The 16921-nt window shown below is 67.0% G+C and carries 19 protein-coding genes; 10 read left to right on the top strand and 9 right to left on the bottom strand.

Features of this window, described 5'->3' with window-relative positions:
- Positions 1-28 precede the first annotated feature (28 nt).
- Positions 29-790, top strand: coding sequence for an SGNH/GDSL hydrolase family protein (locus OH146_RS01450; RefSeq protein ID WP_265156658.1), 762 nt, complete (start codon positions 29-31; stop codon positions 788-790).
- Positions 791-833: 43 nt separating this feature from the next.
- Here the strand turns inward: OH146_RS01450 and OH146_RS01445 are convergent, their stop codons facing one another.
- From OH146_RS01445 to OH146_RS01435, 3 genes are all read right to left on the bottom strand, one after another.
- Positions 834-1940, bottom strand: a complete 1107-nt coding sequence (locus OH146_RS01445) for a fatty acid desaturase family protein (protein ID WP_265156655.1) — start codon at positions 1938-1940, stop codon at positions 834-836.
- A 168-nt stretch (positions 1941-2108) separates the two neighbouring features.
- Complete coding sequence (locus OH146_RS01440) at positions 2109-3338, bottom strand: D-alanyl-D-alanine carboxypeptidase family protein (RefSeq protein WP_265156652.1); 1230 nt, start codon at positions 3336-3338, stop codon at positions 2109-2111.
- A 45-nt stretch (positions 3339-3383) separates the two neighbouring features.
- Complete coding sequence (locus OH146_RS01435; RefSeq protein ID WP_265156650.1) at positions 3384-4187, bottom strand: TrmH family RNA methyltransferase; 804 nt, start codon at positions 4185-4187, stop codon at positions 3384-3386.
- 118 nt (positions 4188-4305) lie between these two features.
- On the opposite strand from OH146_RS01435, the gene OH146_RS01430 reads away from it, so the two are divergent.
- Together OH146_RS01430 and OH146_RS01425 are read left to right on the top strand one after the other, a co-directional pair.
- Complete coding sequence (locus OH146_RS01430) at positions 4306-5202, top strand: Sir2 family NAD-dependent protein deacetylase (RefSeq protein WP_265156648.1); 897 nt, start codon at positions 4306-4308, stop codon at positions 5200-5202.
- Positions 5199-5831 carry a histidine phosphatase family protein gene (locus OH146_RS01425; protein WP_265156645.1) on the top strand — a complete coding sequence of 211 codons (633 nt, stop codon included), beginning with the start codon at positions 5199-5201 and terminating at the stop codon, positions 5829-5831. The genes OH146_RS01430 and OH146_RS01425 overlap by 4 nt, the downstream gene beginning before the upstream one ends.
- On the opposite strand, the gene OH146_RS01420 is transcribed toward OH146_RS01425, so the two are convergent.
- Both OH146_RS01420 and OH146_RS01415 read right to left on the bottom strand, forming a co-directional pair.
- Entirely contained in the window at positions 5785-6894 is a 1110-nt protein-coding gene (locus OH146_RS01420; protein WP_265156642.1) for a glycosyltransferase family 4 protein, read from the bottom strand. The genes OH146_RS01425 and OH146_RS01420 overlap by 47 nt on opposite strands.
- Positions 6891-7790, bottom strand: a complete 900-nt coding sequence (locus OH146_RS01415; protein ID WP_265156639.1) for an alpha/beta fold hydrolase — start codon at positions 7788-7790, stop codon at positions 6891-6893. The genes OH146_RS01420 and OH146_RS01415 overlap by 4 nt, the downstream gene beginning before the upstream one ends.
- A gap of 106 nt (positions 7791-7896) precedes the next feature.
- On the opposite strand from OH146_RS01415, the gene treS reads away from it, so the two are divergent.
- Complete coding sequence (gene treS / locus OH146_RS01410) at positions 7897-9633, top strand: maltose alpha-D-glucosyltransferase (RefSeq protein WP_265156637.1); 1737 nt, start codon at positions 7897-7899, stop codon at positions 9631-9633.
- Positions 9634-9642: 9 nt separating this feature from the next.
- Positions 9643-10332 (top strand): exonuclease domain-containing protein, encoded by a 690-nt coding sequence (locus OH146_RS01405; RefSeq protein ID WP_265156634.1) that lies wholly within the window; start codon positions 9643-9645, stop codon positions 10330-10332.
- Positions 10333-10405: 73 nt separating this feature from the next.
- Here the strand turns inward: OH146_RS01405 and OH146_RS01400 are convergent, their stop codons facing one another.
- The 3 genes from OH146_RS01400 to glgA all read right to left on the bottom strand — a co-directional run bounded on the left by OH146_RS01400 (position 10406) and on the right by glgA (position 12762).
- The gene (locus tag OH146_RS01400; RefSeq protein ID WP_265156633.1) at positions 10406-10657 is read right to left on the bottom strand and encodes a type B 50S ribosomal protein L31; all 252 of its coding nucleotides are present in this window, start codon (positions 10655-10657) and stop codon (positions 10406-10408) included.
- Between the two features lie 87 nt (positions 10658-10744).
- Entirely contained in the window at positions 10745-11527 is a 783-nt protein-coding gene (locus OH146_RS01395; RefSeq protein WP_265156630.1) for an ABC transporter ATP-binding protein, read from the bottom strand.
- Positions 11528-11559: 32 nt separating this feature from the next.
- Positions 11560-12762 carry a glycogen synthase gene (gene glgA, locus OH146_RS01390; protein WP_265156627.1) on the bottom strand — a complete coding sequence of 401 codons (1203 nt, stop codon included), beginning with the start codon at positions 12760-12762 and terminating at the stop codon, positions 11560-11562.
- A gap of 46 nt (positions 12763-12808) precedes the next feature.
- Here glgA and glgC point away from each other — a divergent pair, with 46 nt between their 5' ends.
- The gene (glgC, locus tag OH146_RS01385) at positions 12809-14050 is read left to right on the top strand and encodes a glucose-1-phosphate adenylyltransferase (RefSeq protein WP_265156624.1); all 1242 of its coding nucleotides are present in this window, start codon (positions 12809-12811) and stop codon (positions 14048-14050) included.
- Between the two features lie 37 nt (positions 14051-14087).
- Positions 14088-14732, top strand: a complete 645-nt coding sequence (gene serB, locus OH146_RS01380) for a phosphoserine phosphatase SerB (RefSeq protein ID WP_265156621.1) — start codon at positions 14088-14090, stop codon at positions 14730-14732.
- Here serB and OH146_RS01375 read toward each other — a convergent pair.
- A complete protein-coding gene (locus tag OH146_RS01375) occupies positions 14729-15457 on the bottom strand; it encodes a beta-ketoacyl-ACP reductase (RefSeq protein WP_265156618.1) in 729 nt (242 codons plus the stop codon). The genes serB and OH146_RS01375 overlap by 4 nt on opposite strands.
- Before the next feature lie 115 nt (positions 15458-15572).
- Between OH146_RS01375 and OH146_RS01370 the strand changes: the two genes are divergently transcribed.
- Genes OH146_RS01370 through OH146_RS01360 form a run of 3 tightly spaced genes read left to right on the top strand, consistent with a single transcriptional unit; the run spans position 15573 to position 16920 of the window.
- Positions 15573-15854, top strand: coding sequence for a DUF3099 domain-containing protein (locus OH146_RS01370; RefSeq protein ID WP_265156615.1), 282 nt, complete (start codon positions 15573-15575; stop codon positions 15852-15854).
- Entirely contained in the window at positions 15851-16072 is a 222-nt protein-coding gene (locus OH146_RS01365; protein WP_265156612.1) for a hypothetical protein, read from the top strand. Before OH146_RS01370 ends, OH146_RS01365 begins: the two co-directional genes overlap by 4 nt.
- Positions 16069-16920, top strand: a complete 852-nt coding sequence (locus tag OH146_RS01360) for an SURF1 family cytochrome oxidase biogenesis protein (protein WP_265156609.1) — start codon at positions 16069-16071, stop codon at positions 16918-16920. The genes OH146_RS01365 and OH146_RS01360 overlap by 4 nt, the downstream gene beginning before the upstream one ends.
- Position 16921: the final 1 nt, after the last annotated feature.

The following is a 16921-nucleotide window of genomic DNA, read 5'->3' as shown; positions in this document are numbered from 1 at the left end:
CATCCCGCTCGTGCGCAAACATTGGGGAATGACATCGCTTCACCCGTGGTCGCGCTACGTTGCGATCGGCGACTCCTTCACGGAGGGCATCGGAGACCCGGAACCCGATAGCCCGGGAGGGCACCGCGGCTGGGCAGATCGCGTGGCCGAGGTCCTCAGCATCGACCACCAGCCCTTCTCCTACGCCAACCTCGCGATCCGCGGGCGCCTCCTCCAGCAGATCATCGACGAGCAGGTCGAGCCGGCCCTCGCGCTCAAACCGGATCTCGTGTCGATGTCGGCGGGCGGCAACGACATCATCCGGCCCAACACGGATCCCGACGAGGTCGCAGGCCGGCTCGAGAGCGCCGTCGCACGGCTGCGCAGCGACGGAGCAACCGTCGTCCTCTTCAACGGTCCCGACATCGGGATGACCCCCGTCATGCGTCGCCTCCGCGGCAAGGTCGCGATCTTCAACGAGAATCTGCGGGGCATCGCACACCGTCACGACGCCGTCGTCGTCGACATGTGGTCACTGCGGGAGCTGCAGGACCCGAGGATGTGGGCTCCCGACCGCCTGCACTTCTCTCCCGTGGGCCACCACACGATCGCCCTCGCTGTACTCGACGCACTCGGGGTCGAGCATGAACTCGAGCCCTTTGTCCCGGAGCCCCTGCCTGAACGGCCATGGCGTCACGCGCGTGCCGATGACATCGTGTGGGCCAGGGAACACTTCGTGCCCTGGGTCGTCCGCCGCATCCGGGGTCGATCCTCTGGCGACAACGTGACGCCCAAGCGCCCCGCCTTCTAGGCTCTCGTCGACCCCGCCGTGCGAGTCCGGCTCGTGGTGGCCGTCAGCGGCCGAATCGCGCGGCTGCCGGGCAGTCGAAGGGATCGCCGCCCGCTGCAAGCCCCACACGGTTGAGGTACTTCACGACAATCCCGTAGGACTCCGCGAGACGCACCTCGGTGAAGAGGATGTTGTGCTTCTCGCAGTACTCCCTGACGATCTCGTTGGCCCGCTTGAGATGGGGGCGCGGCATGTTGGGGAACAGGTGATGCTCGATCTGGTAGTTGAGGCCGCCCATGAAGGAGTCCATGAGCCACCCCCCTCGAATATTGCGGGAGGTCAGCACCTGCCGACGGAGAAAGTCGACCTTGCTGTCGTGCGGAAGCTGGGGCATGCCCTTGTGGTTCGGGGCGAAGGATGCCCCCATATAGACGCCGAAAACGGCAAGCTGCACACCCAGGAAGGCGAACGCCATCCCGACGGGGAGCATGAGAAACAGGACTGCGAGGTAGGCGCCGAGCCGCGTCGTGAGCATCGTGATCTCGACCCAGCGCTCCTGCACCTTGGAACGGCCGAACACGGTCCTGAATCCGTGCAGGTGAAGGTTCAGACCCTCGAGCATGAGTGCGGGAAAGAACAGGTATCCCTGCCGCTTCAGAAGCCAGGCATACAGCCCCCGAGACTTCGCGGCGTCCGCCTCCTGAAAGACGATGAAGTCCGGCTCGATGTCCGGATCCTTGCCCACCGTGTTGGGGTTCGCGTGATGACGCGAGTGCTTCGTCATCCACCACTGGTAGCTAATGCCGACGAAACCATTCGCGAGAGCCCGGCCCACGACGTCGTTGAGCCTGCCGGACGTGAAGATCTGACGGTGCGACGCCTCGTGAGCAAGGAAGGCGTACTGGGTCAGGATCACGCCGAGGGCGGCCGCCATGAGGAGCTGGAACCAACTGTCCCCGAGCAGGATGAATCCGGTGACCACTCCGCCGAGCGCGAGTGTGACGGCGCTGAACATCGCGATGTAGAAGCCGCGGGCCCTTCGCAGCAACCCTGCGTCACGCACCGTGTTGAGTAGGGCCGAGTACTCGCTCGTCGGGCTCTTGCGGTCTCCCCCTGCTCGCGTGCGAGTGAAGGTCACGGTGGGCTGTGGTGGATGCGTTGAGGCGGTCATCCATCTCCTCGTTCTGGTGACTTCCCAGCCCGGTCAAGATGAAGCGCGCTGCTACAACGGATGCTCACGAGCCTAGACGGGCCGCTGCAGAGTCACCACCCTGGGTGCACAATTCGTGCATATTCACAGGCTGAACATTCCCCCGAAGGAATGTGTGCGTCGTGCCGCTCAGCCGAAGAGCAATGCGGGATTAGTGAGACGCCACATCGGACCGGGGTCATTAAGGGCGTCGGAGAGCACGAGAGGCACCTCCAGGAGTTCCTGTCCCACGGTGAAGCTGGCCGCGCCCACCGTCGTTCCTGAAGGAGCGGCACCGATAGCGTCCATCTGCACGGCGAGCGAGGTCGGAGTGTCACCCCAGACGAGCACGGAGAGATCCTCCGTCGCGACCGCTTCGGCCGTGTCTCCCCATGCGGTCGTGTATTCGCCAAACACATCACCCGACTCGACAAGGTCAAGCTCCTGAAATCCGGCCTGCACGGTCTGCACGAGGGCCTGGATCTGCGGATTCTGAACATCATGGTGGGCGCCGCCGAGGGCCACGCCGACGATCGTGACCGAATGCGCCCCGACCGTCAGGTCGGACGAGAACAGGAGGCACGCACCCGCCTCCGGAAGCGTGCCCGTCTTGATGCCGTCGATGCCGTAGCTGCCGAGGATCTCGTTCGAGTTCTCGATGACTCCGATGCCCGGGATCGCCACGACCGTCGTCGCCACGATCTCGGAGACCACAGGGTCCGCTAGAGCGAACTTGCCGAGCTCGATCAGCTCCGCGACCGTGCTGCGGTTCTGGGGCGAGAGCCCGGTCGGCTCGACAAAGCTGGTCTCCGTGAGGCCGTGCGCGTCAAGCCATTCGTTCGCTGCGGCCACGAAGGCCTCTTCGTTGCCAAAGGCCCAGTCCACGAGCGAGTGCGTGTAGTTGGCCGCCGAGGGGACCAGCACGAGCTGGAGCAGTTCATACTGCGAGAGCGTGAGACCCGACCACACGGGCTTGACGGCGGCCCCCACCGCCTCCAACTGCGCGTAGTACGCGACATCCTTCGCCGTCAGCTCAACGGTCGGCCCGCGGTCCTCGAGAGTGAGCGGATGCTCTTCCAGCACCGTCAGCACCGTGACGACCTTTGAGATGCTCGCCATCGGCAGCGCCTCAGCGCTCCCCGTCGAGGCGAGCACGCCCGGGAAACCCACTGCGCCCACTCCGATCGCGGCACTGTTCGGCCAGGCCAGGTCGGCGGGGACGGCCGTGGGAGCCTCCGTCTCGATCGCGACCGCAGCGGTCGGCTCAAGGGGCGCAAAGAGGGTCATCGGCAGGTAGGCGATGGAGAGGAGGAGGGCTCCAGCGCCTCCGAAGACCGCGAGACGGCGTCGCCGATATACCTGGGCTCGGGTGGGTGGCACCGGGCAATTCTAAGGTGCTGCCGTCGGCGCTACGGGCAACGCGTGTCAGCGTGCGCGCAGCTCCCAGAGCGCGACAGCGCTCGCCGCCGCGACATTGAGGGAGTCGACGCCCCGCGACATGGGGATCGTCACGACGGAGTCGGCGGCCTCGATCGCGGCTCTGCTCAAGCCGTCACCCTCCGCTCCGAGCACGAGGGCGAGTCGCTCGGGAGGCTCTGCGGCGAAGCGATCGAGCTCGACCGCCGCGTCGTCGAGGGCGAGGGCGGCGATGTGGAAACCGGCAGCCTTCAGGATGCCGCGAGCGTCCCGCCACTCGGGTAGCCGGGTCCACGGCACCTGGAGCACGCTCCCCATGCTCACCCGCACGCTCCGGCGGTAGAACGGGTCGGCACAGCGAGGGGTCACGAGCACGGCGTCTGCGCCGAGGCCCGCGGCGGCGCGGAAGATGGCACCGACATTGGTGTGATCGGCAAGGTCCTCGAGGATCACGATGCGCCGAGCATCCGCGATCACCTCATTCACAGCGGCGAGCGGCGGGCGGTGCATAGAGGCGAGGGCACCACGGTGCAGGCTGAACCCGGTCAGGGCGCTCAAGACCGAGTCATCACCGACGTATACGGGGACACCGAAACGCTCGGCGAAGTCCCCAATCTCCGAAAGCCACTTCTCGAGCACGAGGAAGGAACGGGGTCGGTGCCCCGCCTCGATCGCCCTCGTGATGACCTTCGTCGATTCCGCGATATAGAGGCCGCCTGCCGGCTCCTGGAGGCGGCGGAGCACGACATCGGTGAGACGCGCGTAGTCCTCGAGCCCGGAGGCGGTGAGGTCGTCGATCCTGATGATGCGCATACCGACTCCGCTCTCCGCCCTTTCCGGCGACCCGTGAGACCGCCCCACGAAACATATCCGATGCTCGAAGCGTTTAAGGTGTGAGAGGGGCCGGAGGCCCGATCGCGAAGGAACAGCAATGCCAGATGACGCCACCGTGCAGCGCGCGGCCGGGCAGCGAAATGACGCTGTGCCGACTCCTCCCGGGCAGGCGACGAAGCTCGCGGCCCAGATCGAGGCGGCAGTCTCCCTCATCCGTGGCCGGCGCCTGGCCGTGCTGACGGGAGCCGGCGTCAGCACCGACTCGGGCATCCCCGATTATCGCGGCGAGGGCGCCCCCGCCCGATCCCCCATGACCTTCTCGCAGTTTCTCGAGAGCGAGGCCTACCGCCGACGTTACTGGGCCGGCAGCCACCTGGGCTGGCGCGCCTTCTCGGCCGCGAGTCCGAACCCGGGGCATGACGCTCTCGCCCGACTCGAGGCCGGTGGCGTCTCGAACGGCGTCATTACGCAGAACGTCGACGGTCTGCACCTTCGCGCCGGTTCCGCGCACGTCGTCGACCTGCACGGTTCCATGGACCGCGTGCGCTGTCTCGACTGTGGCCAGTTCTTCGCCCGCACGGCCATCGCCGAGACGATCGTCGCGGCAAATCCCTGGCTGGAGCAGCCGGGCTCCGTCGAGCTCGGTCCCGACGGCGACGTTGCGCCCGGCCAACTCGCGCATTTCACGATCCCCCAGTGCACCGTCTGCGGGGGCACGCTCAAGCCCGACGTCGTCTTCTTCGGCGAGTTTGTGCCGGTCGAGCGTTTCGCCGAGGCGCGTGCCCTCGTCCAATCGGCCGACGTGTTGCTGGTCGCCGGCTCCTCCCTCGTCGTCAACTCCGGCGTGCGACTCCTCGAGGCCGCCCACCGTCGCAAGGCGCCCGTCATCATCGTCAATCGCGGCGTCACGAAGGGCGATGGACGGGCAGCCCTCAAGATCGATGCGGGCACGACCCCGACCCTCGTCGGCCTCGCCGAACGCCTGCTGACGTGACTCGCATCGGACTCATCCGCCACGGTGAGACGGACTGGAATCGCGAGCACCGCATCCAGGGTCGCACCGACGTGCCCCTCAACGAGCGTGGGAGGGAGCAAGCGCGGTGGACGGCGGGCGCACTCCGATCAGGGACCTGGGACGCGGTGTACACGAGCCCGCTCTCGCGCGCCTTCGAGACGGCACAGATCATCGCCGAGGTGCTTGAACTGCCGGCGCCCAGGCCGCTTGACGCCCTGACGGAACGAAACTACGGCGCCGCGGAGGGCCTCACGGGCGCTGAGCTCGACGCCGCGTATCCCGCGGGCTCGTCCGTACCAGGCCGGGAGAGCCGAGCGGATGCCGCGGCGCGAGTGATTCCGAGCCTCCACGAGCTCGCGCGGTTCCACCCCGGGGGCAGCGTCCTCGTGGTGAGCCACGGCGGCCTCATCCGATCCCTCCTCATGGCGATCGAACCGGCGGAGGGTCTCCACCACAGCGAACCCATCACGAACGGCTCACTGCACTCGATCCATCATCACGACGGTGTTCTCTCGCTCGTGACCTTCGACGAGCAGCTCGTGGCCCCCGGAGACGAGGACATCACGGAGCAGAACGCCGTCGAGGGCCGCGAACCCTCCCGCGCCTGAGCGGCTGCTCCATGAGCCCGAGAGCCAGCTCGTAGAGCGTGCGGGCGGAGCGCTCCCAGGTGAACTCGGCGGCAAGCTCCACTGCGCGGGCCGAGCGCCGCTCCCACTCCCCCGGAGCCTCCAGCTCCCGCACCCGTGCGGCCAGGGCTGCGGGATCATCGGGCGCGAAGAAGCCTGCAGCGTCGCCCCCGATCTCGTGGAACACCGGGATGTCGCTCACGACGACGGGAGTGCCCACCGCCATGGCTTCCACGAGGGGAATCCCGAAGCCCTCATCCCGCGAGGCCGACACGAGGGCGGTCGCATTCGCGAGCATGTCGCGGTAGGCGGCATCCGTGACCCCGTCGTGGAAGACGAGCGAGCCCGCCGGCGCCAATGCATCCAGCCGCCGCCGATCGGCGTCGCTCACCCGGCTCAGCAGGTGGGCGCGGTAACCGGGCAGTTCGTGCATCGCGCGGGCGATCGTCTCCACGTTCTTGTAGGGCATGAAGGAGCCCATATAGACGATGTTCCGCTCCTCGGGTGCGTGGCGCGGTTCGACGGGCTGCTGGCGGACGGCACTCCGGACGACCGTGATGGGCCGCCTGGTCAGTCCCGCCGCCCGGATCTCCTCACGCGTCGTGTAGGAACCCGTCACGATCGCATCGGCCCGGCGCAGAAGCATCCGCACCGGAAGGTAGCTCCAGTGATACACCCGCCAGCCCGCACGCACCGCCCAGGAGAACTCACGCGGCGGCGTCGGGCTGCGGTAGTAGATCAGGTCGTGCAGGGTCAACACGAAGCGGTAGCGCCTGCCGATCGAGCCCATCATCTGCATGGGCGTGAAGACGATATCCGGCTCGGCACGATTCACAATGCGGGAGACCCAGGGCTCGCGCAGGCTCGTCGGATCGGTTCCCTTGATCCAGGGGAGCTCCGGCAGCATCGCGAGTTGCCGCTCGTCGCTGATGAGCATCGTGACCGGGGTGAGCTTCGCGAGCTCGGTCACGAGCTCCGCCGTGTAGCGACTGATGCCATCGTGCCGCTCAAGCCGGGTGTAGCGGCAGTCGAAGACGATCTTCACTGCTCGAGACGCCTGCTGAGGAACGCCGTGATGGCGGATGCCGCCTCCCCGGGCGTCTCATAGTGGATCAGGTGCCCGACCCCGGGGATCACGACGAGTTCGGCATCCGCAAGTGAGGCGCGCAGGGCCCGCACGGCGGAGAGGGGGGTGATGTCGTCCCGCTCGGCCGCGACCAGCAGCGTCGGCACGCGAATACCGGCGGCGTACTCCCCCACGCTGCGCGAGACGGATGCCTCGAAGCCCTCAAGAATCGTCCGCTTCGAGTGGAAGCGGCTGAAGTAGGTGGCGTGCTGCGAGTGGATCCAGGCGCGCAGGGCTCGGTCCTTGGTCTTGGCAAGCGTGATGCTCATGCCGCGCACGATGGGCGGGGCGCCGAGAAAGGCGTGTGCGCCGCGCTCGGGCAGGAATCGCGCCGCACGGTAGAAACCGACCGTCAACGCGGTCGCGAAGGCCCTGGGGCCTCGCCGTGCCGAGATCGCGATGGGGTTGACGAGGATGAGTGCCGGCGTCTCGAGGCCGGCGGACACGGCCGCCGCCGCCACGATCGAACCGAAGGAGTGTCCCAGGACGACGGGCGGGGAGGCGAGGTCGAGCGCATCTACGAACGCCGCGAGCCAGCGCGCGTACCCTTCAATGTCATGCCTTCCCTCCCTCAGCGGAGATGACTCGCCGAAGGCAGGCAGGTCGGGGGCGATGAACCGCACGCCGGGCAGCTGGGCCACGACGGGCTCGAGCCCATGGTGTTCGCCGCGATAACCATGCACGAGCAGAACCGTGGTCGCGGCATCCGCGTCGCCGTACGTCCAGTAGTGCGTGTCGCTGCCGAGCACGGTCACTCGCGCCTCGGTGACGGGGATGCGCGCGAGGGACTCGGCATAGGGCGACGGGGCATTCATCCGGTCCAGTCTATGGTTCGCGTGCGCGTCAGCCGTTTCACACCCGAGGGGGCTGGACTCGACTTAGACTCGGGAGCACAGAACCCCTATCGGCAAGAGGAGTCACGTGAGCTTCACCGCCCCCATCCAGTTGCCCGGCCTCACCCTTGACCCGCTGTGGTACCGCCGCTCGGTGTTCTACCAGGTGATGGTGCGGTCCTTCGTCGACAGCAACGGCGACGGCAACGGCGACCTCGCTGGCTTGATCTCGCGGCTCGACTACCTGCAGTGGCTGGGGGTCGACGCGCTCTGGATCCCGCCATTCTTCAGCTCGCCCCTGCGCGACGGCGGCTACGACGTCGCCGACTACAAGTCGATCCTGCCCGAGTTCGGCACTCTCGATGAGTTTCGTGATCTCGTGACGAAGGCGCACGAGCGCAACATGCGGGTCATCATCGACCTGCCGCTCAATCACACCTCCGATCAGCACGAGTGGTTCCAGCAGTCCCGAAGCGACCCGGAGGGCCCCTACGGCGACTTCTATGTCTGGAGTGACACCGACAAGAAGTACGAGAACATCCGTATCATCTTCACCGACTACGAGGAGTCCAACTGGGCCTTCGACTCCGAGCGGCGCCAGTTCTACTTCCACCGCTTCTTCTCGCACCAACCCGACCTCAACTTCGACAACCCGGCGGTCGTCGATGCCGTCTTCGACATCGTGCGCTTCTGGCTCGACATGGGCGTCGACGGATTCCGCCTCGACGCCATCCCGTACCTCTACGAGTCGGACGAGGGCAACGGTGAGGGTGAGCCCAAGACGCACGAGTTTCTCAAGACCCTCCGGGCGATGGTCGACCACGACTACCCCGGACGCGTCATGATCGCAGAGGCGAACCAGTGGCCCCGCGAGGTCGCCGCCTTCTTCGGCACGGAGGAGGAACCCGAATGCCACATGGCCTTCGACTTCCCCGTCATGCCCCGCATCTTCTACTCGCTTCGCTCCCAAAACGCGGCCGAACTCGTGCAGGTGCTCAGCGAGACGACCGACATCCCCGAGGGCGCCGGCTGGGGCGTGTTCCTCCGCAACCACGACGAGCTGACGCTCGAGATGGTCTCCGAGGAGTACCGCCAGGCGATGTACGGCTGGTATGCCTACGACCCGCGGATGCGCGTCAACGTCGGCATCCGTCGCCGTCTCGCGCCCCTGCTCGACAACTCGCGGGCCGAGCTGGAGCTCGCTCACGCTCTGCTCTTCTCACTCCCCGGAAGCCCCTTCATCTACTACGGCGACGAGATCGGCATGGGCGACAACATCTGGCTCGACGACCGCGATGCCTCGCGCACTCCCATGCAGTGGACCCCCGACCGCAACGCCGGCTTCTCCACGGCTGACCCGGGCAAGCTCTACCTGCCCGTCGTGCAGTCGCTCGTCTACAACTACACGCAGACCAATGTGGAGTCACAGCTGGCCCAGTCACGCTCGCTCCTGCACTGGGTGCGCAACGTCATCCATGTGCGCAAGGCGCACCCGGTCTTCGGTCTCGGCAGCATCAGGGTGCTCGAGACGAGCCACGAATCCGTTCTCGCCTTCGTGCGCTCCTACCCCGGTTCGGGCACCCAGTTCGGCGATTCGGCGGAGGAGGTGCTCTGCGTCTTCAGCTTTGCGCATAACCCGGTCGCAGCGACGATCACGGCGGAGGACCTTGCGGGTGCCGGTCTCGTCGACCTCTTCAGCGGGGGCGACTTTCCCGCCTTCGATGAGAACGGTGCCGTGACCCTGACCCTTGCCACCCAGAGCTTCTACTGGTTGCACATCGGCTCGCATGGGGCCGGGCACGAGAGTGTCGGTAGCCACCCCTAGAGTGAGGGCGTGGTTAGTTCATGGGTTGACGTATTGGGGGTCTTCGACCTGGAGACGACGGGCATCGACGTCGATACGAGCAGAATCGTCTCCGCGCACGTCGGCCTGATCGACGGCGGCGGCGCGAGCGTCGAGCAGCACCTCTGGCTCGCCGACCCCGGCATCGAGATACCGGCGCAGGCCTCCGCCGTTCACGGCATCACGACGGACCGGGCGCGTACCCTCGGCAGGCCCGCTCGCGAGGTCGTCGCCGAGATTCTCTCGAGCCTGCGTCGACTCCTCGACCGGGGCATCCCCATCACGGTCTTCAATGCGCCGTACGACCTGACACTCCTCGATCGCGAGGCACGCCGACACGGGCTCGAACCCATCGCCGACCCCTTTCCCATCGTCGATCCCCTCGTGATCGACAAGGCGGTCGACCGCTACCGCCGCGGCAAGCGCACCCTGGAGGTCTCGGCCCAGCACTACGGCGTCACCCTCAGCGATGCTCACGACGCGGGAGCGGACGCGATCGCGGCAGGGCGGGTCGCGCAGGCCATCGTGCGCCGCTTCGCGGGAGAACTGCCGGCGGATGCCGCGTCCCTGCACGCGGCACAGGTCACCTGGCACGCTCAGCAGGCAGAGAGTTTCCAGGATTACATGCGCCGCACGAAGGACCCGTCCTTCGTCACCTCGACCGCGTGGCCTGTGCGCTGAGCCGCCGAGCGGTGCACAACGACGAAGCGGGCGGACGACCGAGGTCATCCGCCCGCTTCGAAGAAAGCAGTGCTTAGGAGCCGAAGCCCTTGTAGCGGTTCTTGAACTTCTCGACGCGACCGGCGGAGTCCATGATGCGCTGCTTGCCCGTGTAGAACGGGTGCGACTCCGACGAGATTTCGACATCGATGACCGGGTAGGTGTTGCCGTCTTCCCACTCGATCGTCTTGTCGCTGCCGACCGTGGAGCGCGTGAGGAACGAGGCGCCCGAGGCGAGGTCGCGGAAGACGACGGGGGCGTACTCGGGGTGGATGCCAGACTTCATTGGTACTTCCTTGAATGGGATGTCGTAGATATGAAAAAAAGACGTGGGGATGCTGGGCGCATGGCCGACAGACCACGATACCAGATATCAGGCGGCGCGCGCTGTGAAGCGCCCCTCCTCGTTACGCACGTCGAGCGCGATACCGAAGGTGTCGCTCAGGCGCTCGGAGGTGACGACCTCGTCGATCGGGCCCGCCGCCCGCACGGCGCCATCCGCCATGAGCATCGCGTGGCTGAAGCCCACCGGAATCTCCTCGACATGATGCGTGACCATGACGATCGCGGGAGCCTCAGGCGACGACGCGTAGCCGCTGAGGAGTTGCAGCAGCTCCTCCCGCGAGCCGAGATCGAGACTCGCGGCCGGCTCATCGAGCAGCAGTAGCTCGGGGTCCGTCATGACGGAGCGGGCAATCTGCACGCGCTTCTGCTCGCCGTCGCTCAGGTCGCCGAAGCGTCGCTCAGCGAGGTGGCTCAGCTTCCACTCCGCAAGGACCCGCTCGGCCCGACGAGTGTCGAGCTCCTCGTAGGTCTCCGTCCAGCGCCCCGTGACCGAGTACGCGGCCGTCATGACGACGTCGATGACCCGCTCGTTCCGGGGAAGCCGCCGGGCCATGGCGGTGGAGGCGAAGCCGATTCGCGGCCGCAGGTCGAAGACGTCGACGCTGCCGAGCCGAGCATCCAGCAGCTCCGCCTCTCCCGAGGTCGGGTGGATGAGCGCCGAGGAGAGCTGCAGAAGAGTGGTCTTGCCCGCACCGTTCGGCCCCAGCACGACCCAGCGCTCGTCGCCGTCCACCGTCCAATCGATCGAATCGAGGATGACGTTGCCATCCCGCACCACGGACACGTCGGAAAGCTGCAGAACCCTGGACATGCCCTAAACCCTACCCCCCGAAGACGCGGCTCTCAGGCCGACACAGCGGGCGAGGAGAGCACGTCTCGATAGATCTCTTCCGTGCGCTGGGCGATGCGGTCCCAGCCGAACTCCCGCTCGGCACGGCGGCGCCCCGCCTCTCCCATCCGCGCGGCCGCTTCAGGGTCCGAGACCACCTCGATGAGGGCCTGTGCCAGGTCCTCAACGAAGCGCTCAGGCTCCACCGGCGTGCCTGTGCCATCGTCGAGCTGCTCGATGGGCACGAGTCGCCCCGTCACCCCGTCATCGACGACCTCGGGGATGCCCCCCGTCGCGGTGCCCACGACAGCGGCCCCACAGGCCATTGCCTCAAGGTTGACGATGCCGAGCGGCTCATAGACGGAAGGGCAGACGAAGGTCGTCGCCGCCGTGAGCACGGCCGAGAGCTCATCGCGGGGCAGGAGCCTATCGATCCAGATGATGCCGTCGCGGGCATCCTGCAGCTTCTGCACCGCCTCACGCACCTCTGCGAGGAGCGCGGGGGTGTCGGGAGCGCCCGCGCAGAGTACGAGCTGCACGTCTTTCGGCAGTTGGGCCGCGGCCTTCAGGAGGTACGGCAGCCCCTTCTGGCGGGTGATGCGGCCGACGAAGACAACGGAGGGCCGAGCGGGGTCGATGCCGAGAGAGCGAAGGGTCACGGCATCCTCGCGGGGCTGCCACGCCGTCAAGTCGATCCCGTTGTAGACCACGTGCACTCGACGCTCGTCGAGGTGGGGATAGCAGCGCAGGATGTCACGGCGCATGCCCTCGCTCACCGCGATGACCGCGGCCGCCCCCGCGAAGGCCTGTTCCTCGATCCAGCTCGAGATGCGGTAGCCGCCCCCCAGCTGCTCCGCCTTCCAGGGCCGAAGCGGCTCGAGGCTGTGAGCCGTCACGACGTGCGGGATGCCGTGCAGCATGCTGGCGAGGTGACCTGCGCCGTTGGCGTACCAGGTGTGGGAGTGGACAACGTCGGCGCCAGCGACCTCCTGCGCGATCTGCAGGTCGGTCCCGAGAGTTCCGAGGGCCGCATTCGCCCCATCGAGCGTGCTGGGAGAGCGGTAGGCGGTGACGCCGTCCTCGTCACGCTCGGCTCCAAAGCAGCGCACCCGCACGTCAAGTGCCCTGCGTAACTCCCGCACGAGCTCCGCGACGTGCACACCCGCTCCGCCGTAGATCTCCGGCGGATACTCACGCGTTACGACGTCGACTCTCACAGACTGAACGGTAGTACAGGCCACAGTTCGCGCATACTGTGGACTCATGGCCTCCCAGAAGATCTTCGGAATCGTACTCGCCGGCGGCGAGGGCAAGCGCCTGATGCCCCTCACGGCGGACCGGGCAAAGCCCGCAGTCCCCTTCGCGGGCAACTACCGACTCGTCGACTTCGCGCTCTCCAACCTCATCAACTCGGGCCTGCGCCAGATCGTGGTGCTCACTCAATACAAGTCGCACAGCCTGGACCGGCACGTCTCGCAGACCTGGCGACTCTCCGGCCTTACCAACTCCTATGTCGCCTCGGTTCCCGCCCAACAGCGGCTCGGCAAGCGCTGGTTCGCCGGCTCCGCCGATGCGATCCTGCAGAGCCTCAACCTGCTCCGGGACGAGAAACCCGACATCGTCGTCGTCGTCGGCGCCGACCACGTGTACCGCATGGACTTCAGCCAGATGATCGACGCGCACATCGAATCGGGCGCGGGAGTCACGGTCGCGGCCATTCGCCAGCCGATCTCTCTCGCGAACCAGTTCGGCGTCATCGAGGTCGACGGGAGCGACCCCACACGCATTCGCGCCTTCCATGAAAAGCCCGAGAACCCCATCGGCCTCCCGGATTCGCCGAATGAGGTGCTCGCCTCCATGGGCAACTATGTCTTCGACGCCGACGTGCTCATGGACGCCGTGCTGCGCGACGGAGAGAAGGCGTCGTCGAATCACGACATGGGTGGGGACATCGTTCCCGACTTCGTCTCTCGGGGCGACGCGGCGGTCTACGACCTCATCCGCAACGAGGTGCCGGGGGCGACCGACCGCGACCGCTACTACTGGCGCGACGTGGGAACGATCGACTCCTACTACGACGCGCACCGTGACCTGATCTCGGCCCTGCCCGTCTTCAACCTCTACAACCGCACCTGGCCGATCTTCAATCAGCAGTTCAATGCTCCCCCGGCGAAGTTCGTGCGGGATGCCTCGGGCAATCTCGGCACGACGATCGACTCCATCGTCGCCCTAGGCTGCCTCCTCTCCGGCGCCCACATCGAGCGCAGTGTGCTTGGGCCGTGGACGACCGTGGACTCGGCAGCTCGGGTGGTCGACTCGATTGTCTTCGACGGAGTGCGCATCGGCAGAGGCGCAGTCGTGCAACGGGCTATTCTGGACAAGGAAGTCGTTGTCGATGCCGGTGCGACGGTGGGGGTGGACGCCACCGCCGATCGGGAACGCGGTTACACCGTGACCGACTCGGGCATCACAGTCGTCGGCAAGGGCATCCACGTCGTCAACTGACCTCGGCGCGGTGCGTCGAAGCGATTGGATGCACCCGATGCCCCTACTTGTCGTGCTCGATGTCGATTCGACCCTCATCGAGAACGAGGTGATCGAGCTGCTCGCCGCCGAGGCAGGGAGCCTCGACCTCGTTGCCCGGGTCACGGAGCGGGCCATGAACGGCGAGATCGACTTCACCGCGAGCCTGCGCGAACGAGTTGCGACGCTCGCAGGACTCTCGGCGGATGCCTTCGCGACGGTGCAGGGCCTCGTCACGGTCACGCGCGGCGTCGAGGAGCTGGTGGCGGGCGTGCACGCAGCCGGCGGTCGCATCGGCGTCGTCTCGGGCGGCTTTCACGAGATCGTCGACCCCTTCGCAGAGCGTCTCGGCCTCGATCACTGCAGGGCGAACCGACTCGAGGTGCGTGACGGGAAACTCACGGGGCGTGTGTTCGGCGACATCGTGGACGCCGAGGCGAAAGCATCCGCCATCACCGAGTGGGCCGATGCGGCGGGCATCCACCCCCACGCCACCGTCGCGATTGGCGACGGGGCGAACGACCTGCGGATGATGGAGCGCGCCGGGCTCTCCATCGCCTTCGATGCGAAGGCTTCCGTCAGGGAGGCCGCTGACCTCGTACTCGACGAGCGCGACCTCTCGCTCGTCCTTCCCGCGATCGGCCTCGAGCGCGCGAAGGCCTAGTGCCCCATCCCTAGGCCGCCGTCGACCGGGATGACCGCGCCGCTGATATAGGCGGCGTCATCTCCCGCGAGCCACGTGATAACGCGGGCGACCTCCTGCGGCGATGCGAAGCGCCCGGCAGGAATGCTCGCCTTGTACTGCTTCTGAGTGTCCTCCGGCAGCTCCGCGGTCATGTCCGTCTCGATGAAACCCGGTGCGACGACATTCGCCGTGATGCCTCGCCCACCGAGTTCCCGCGTCACCGAGCGCGCGAAGCCCACGAGACCGGCCTTCGACGCGGCGTAGTTCGCCTGCCCTGGCCCGCCATAGAGGCCGACGACGCTCGAGACCAGGACAATGCGCCCGAATCGCGCCCTCAGCATGTTCTTCGAGGCGCGCTTGACGACGCGGAAAGCTCCCGTGAGGTTGGTGTCGACGACCGACGTGAAATCCTCGTCGCTCATGCGCATGAGAAGGGTGTCCCGCGTAATGCCGGCGTTCGCGACGACGACCTCGACGGGGCCGAGCTCTGCCTCCACCTGCGCGAATGCTGCGTCGATCGACTCCGCGTCCGTCACGTCCGCACGCACCGTAAGGGAGCCGTCCGGCCCCTCCCCTGAACGCGCCGTCACGGCCACCCGATGGCCCTGCGCAACGAACTCCTGGGCGATCGCGTAACCGATACCACGATTGCCGCCCGTGACCAGCACGGTCCTTGACGTGCCTTCCGCCGTGACATCCGTCATCGCTTCGTCACCACATCCATTCCGCCGAGGAACTCCCGGCACCGCAGACCTTCGGGAGCGTCGAGCACCCGGCAAACTCATACGATCTTAGTCGTAGGCTAGAGGCAGACCTCCCATGGCACAGCCGCAATCGATTACCACGCTTCCCCGGTCGCCCGATGACGACCGTCGCAGCCGCATGCTCCGTTACACGATCGCCATGAGCATCCGAGTAGTCTGCATCTTCGCCTGCTTCTTCACGCCGGGCTGGTGGCTGCTCATTCCCGCGATTGGAGCCGTCGTGCTCCCGTACATCGCTGTCATCGTCGCGAACGTCTCCCCCTCAAGTGGCGGCGCACTCGAGAAGCCGGAGCCACGGAGCGTCGTCGTATACGGCGGCGACCAGGAGCGCGGATGATCGGCCTCGGTGCCGAGGCGGGGTCCCCCAGGTGCTCCCGCGCCGGCTGCTCGAATGCTGCTGCTTGGGCCGTGCTCTGGCGTAATCCCCGCATCCACGGTGTCGACAGAAGGAAGACCTGGTTGGCCTGCGCCGGGCACGTGGACTTCTTGCGCGACTACCTCGCGGCGCGGGACTTTCCTGTGGAGGTCACGCCCTTCCACGAGGCGGTGTCGTGAGCAGCTGGCGCTTCGTGCTCACACCGCGCTGGGCGGGGTACTTCGCGCTCGTCGTGGTCTTCGCCATCGTGAGCGTCGGCTTCGGCAACTGGCAGTTCGATCGGCGCGCCGAGGCGCAGCACGCAATCGGGCTCGTCGAGGACAACTACGACCGAGAGCCGGAACCGCTGCACGAGGTGCTACCGACCCTCGACGCCTACGACGATGAGCAACAGTGGACGCCCGTCGTCCTGCAGGGTAAGTATCTCCGCGACGAAGAGCTGCTGGTCCGGAACCGGCCCCTGCGGGGCGCGCCCGGCTTCGAAGTACTGACGCCCCTGCAACTCGATGACGGAAGCGTCTTCGTGGTGGATCGCGGCTGGGTGCCGACCGGCTCTGCGCAGGATGAACCGGATGCTGTGCCTGCGGCGCCGGAGGGTAGGGTGACTGTCGTCGCTCGGCTCAAGGCGGGCGAACCCACGCTCCCCGGACGAGGTGCGCCCGCCGGGACGAACCAGATCGCGACGATTCATCTCACGGAAGTGGCCGAGCGCCTCGGGCTTCCCACCTACACGGGCGCGTACGGCCTCGTCGCCTCGCAGGACCCGGCACCCGCCGAGGCGCTGCTGACCCCACCGAGGCCGGAGCCCGACGAGGGCCCGCACCTCTCCTACGCCCTGCAGTGGTACGTCTTCGCACTGCTTGCCTTCGTCGGACTCGGCTGGGCGCTGCGCCAGGAGTACCGAGTCGTCAACTCGGACGACGAGCGAGTGCGCCGTGCCGCCGAGCGCCGAGAGAGCCGACGTTCGCGTCGCGCCCCCACCGACGATGAAATCGAGGATGCTCTCCTCGACGAGGCGCGCGGCTGAG

This window comes from Homoserinimonas sedimenticola (genome assembly GCF_026094475.1).
Classification (GTDB): domain Bacteria; phylum Actinomycetota; class Actinomycetes; order Actinomycetales; family Microbacteriaceae; genus Homoserinimonas; species Homoserinimonas sedimenticola.
Note: the sequence above shows the minus strand (reverse complement) of the source record. Positions and strands in the feature narration are given on the sequence as shown.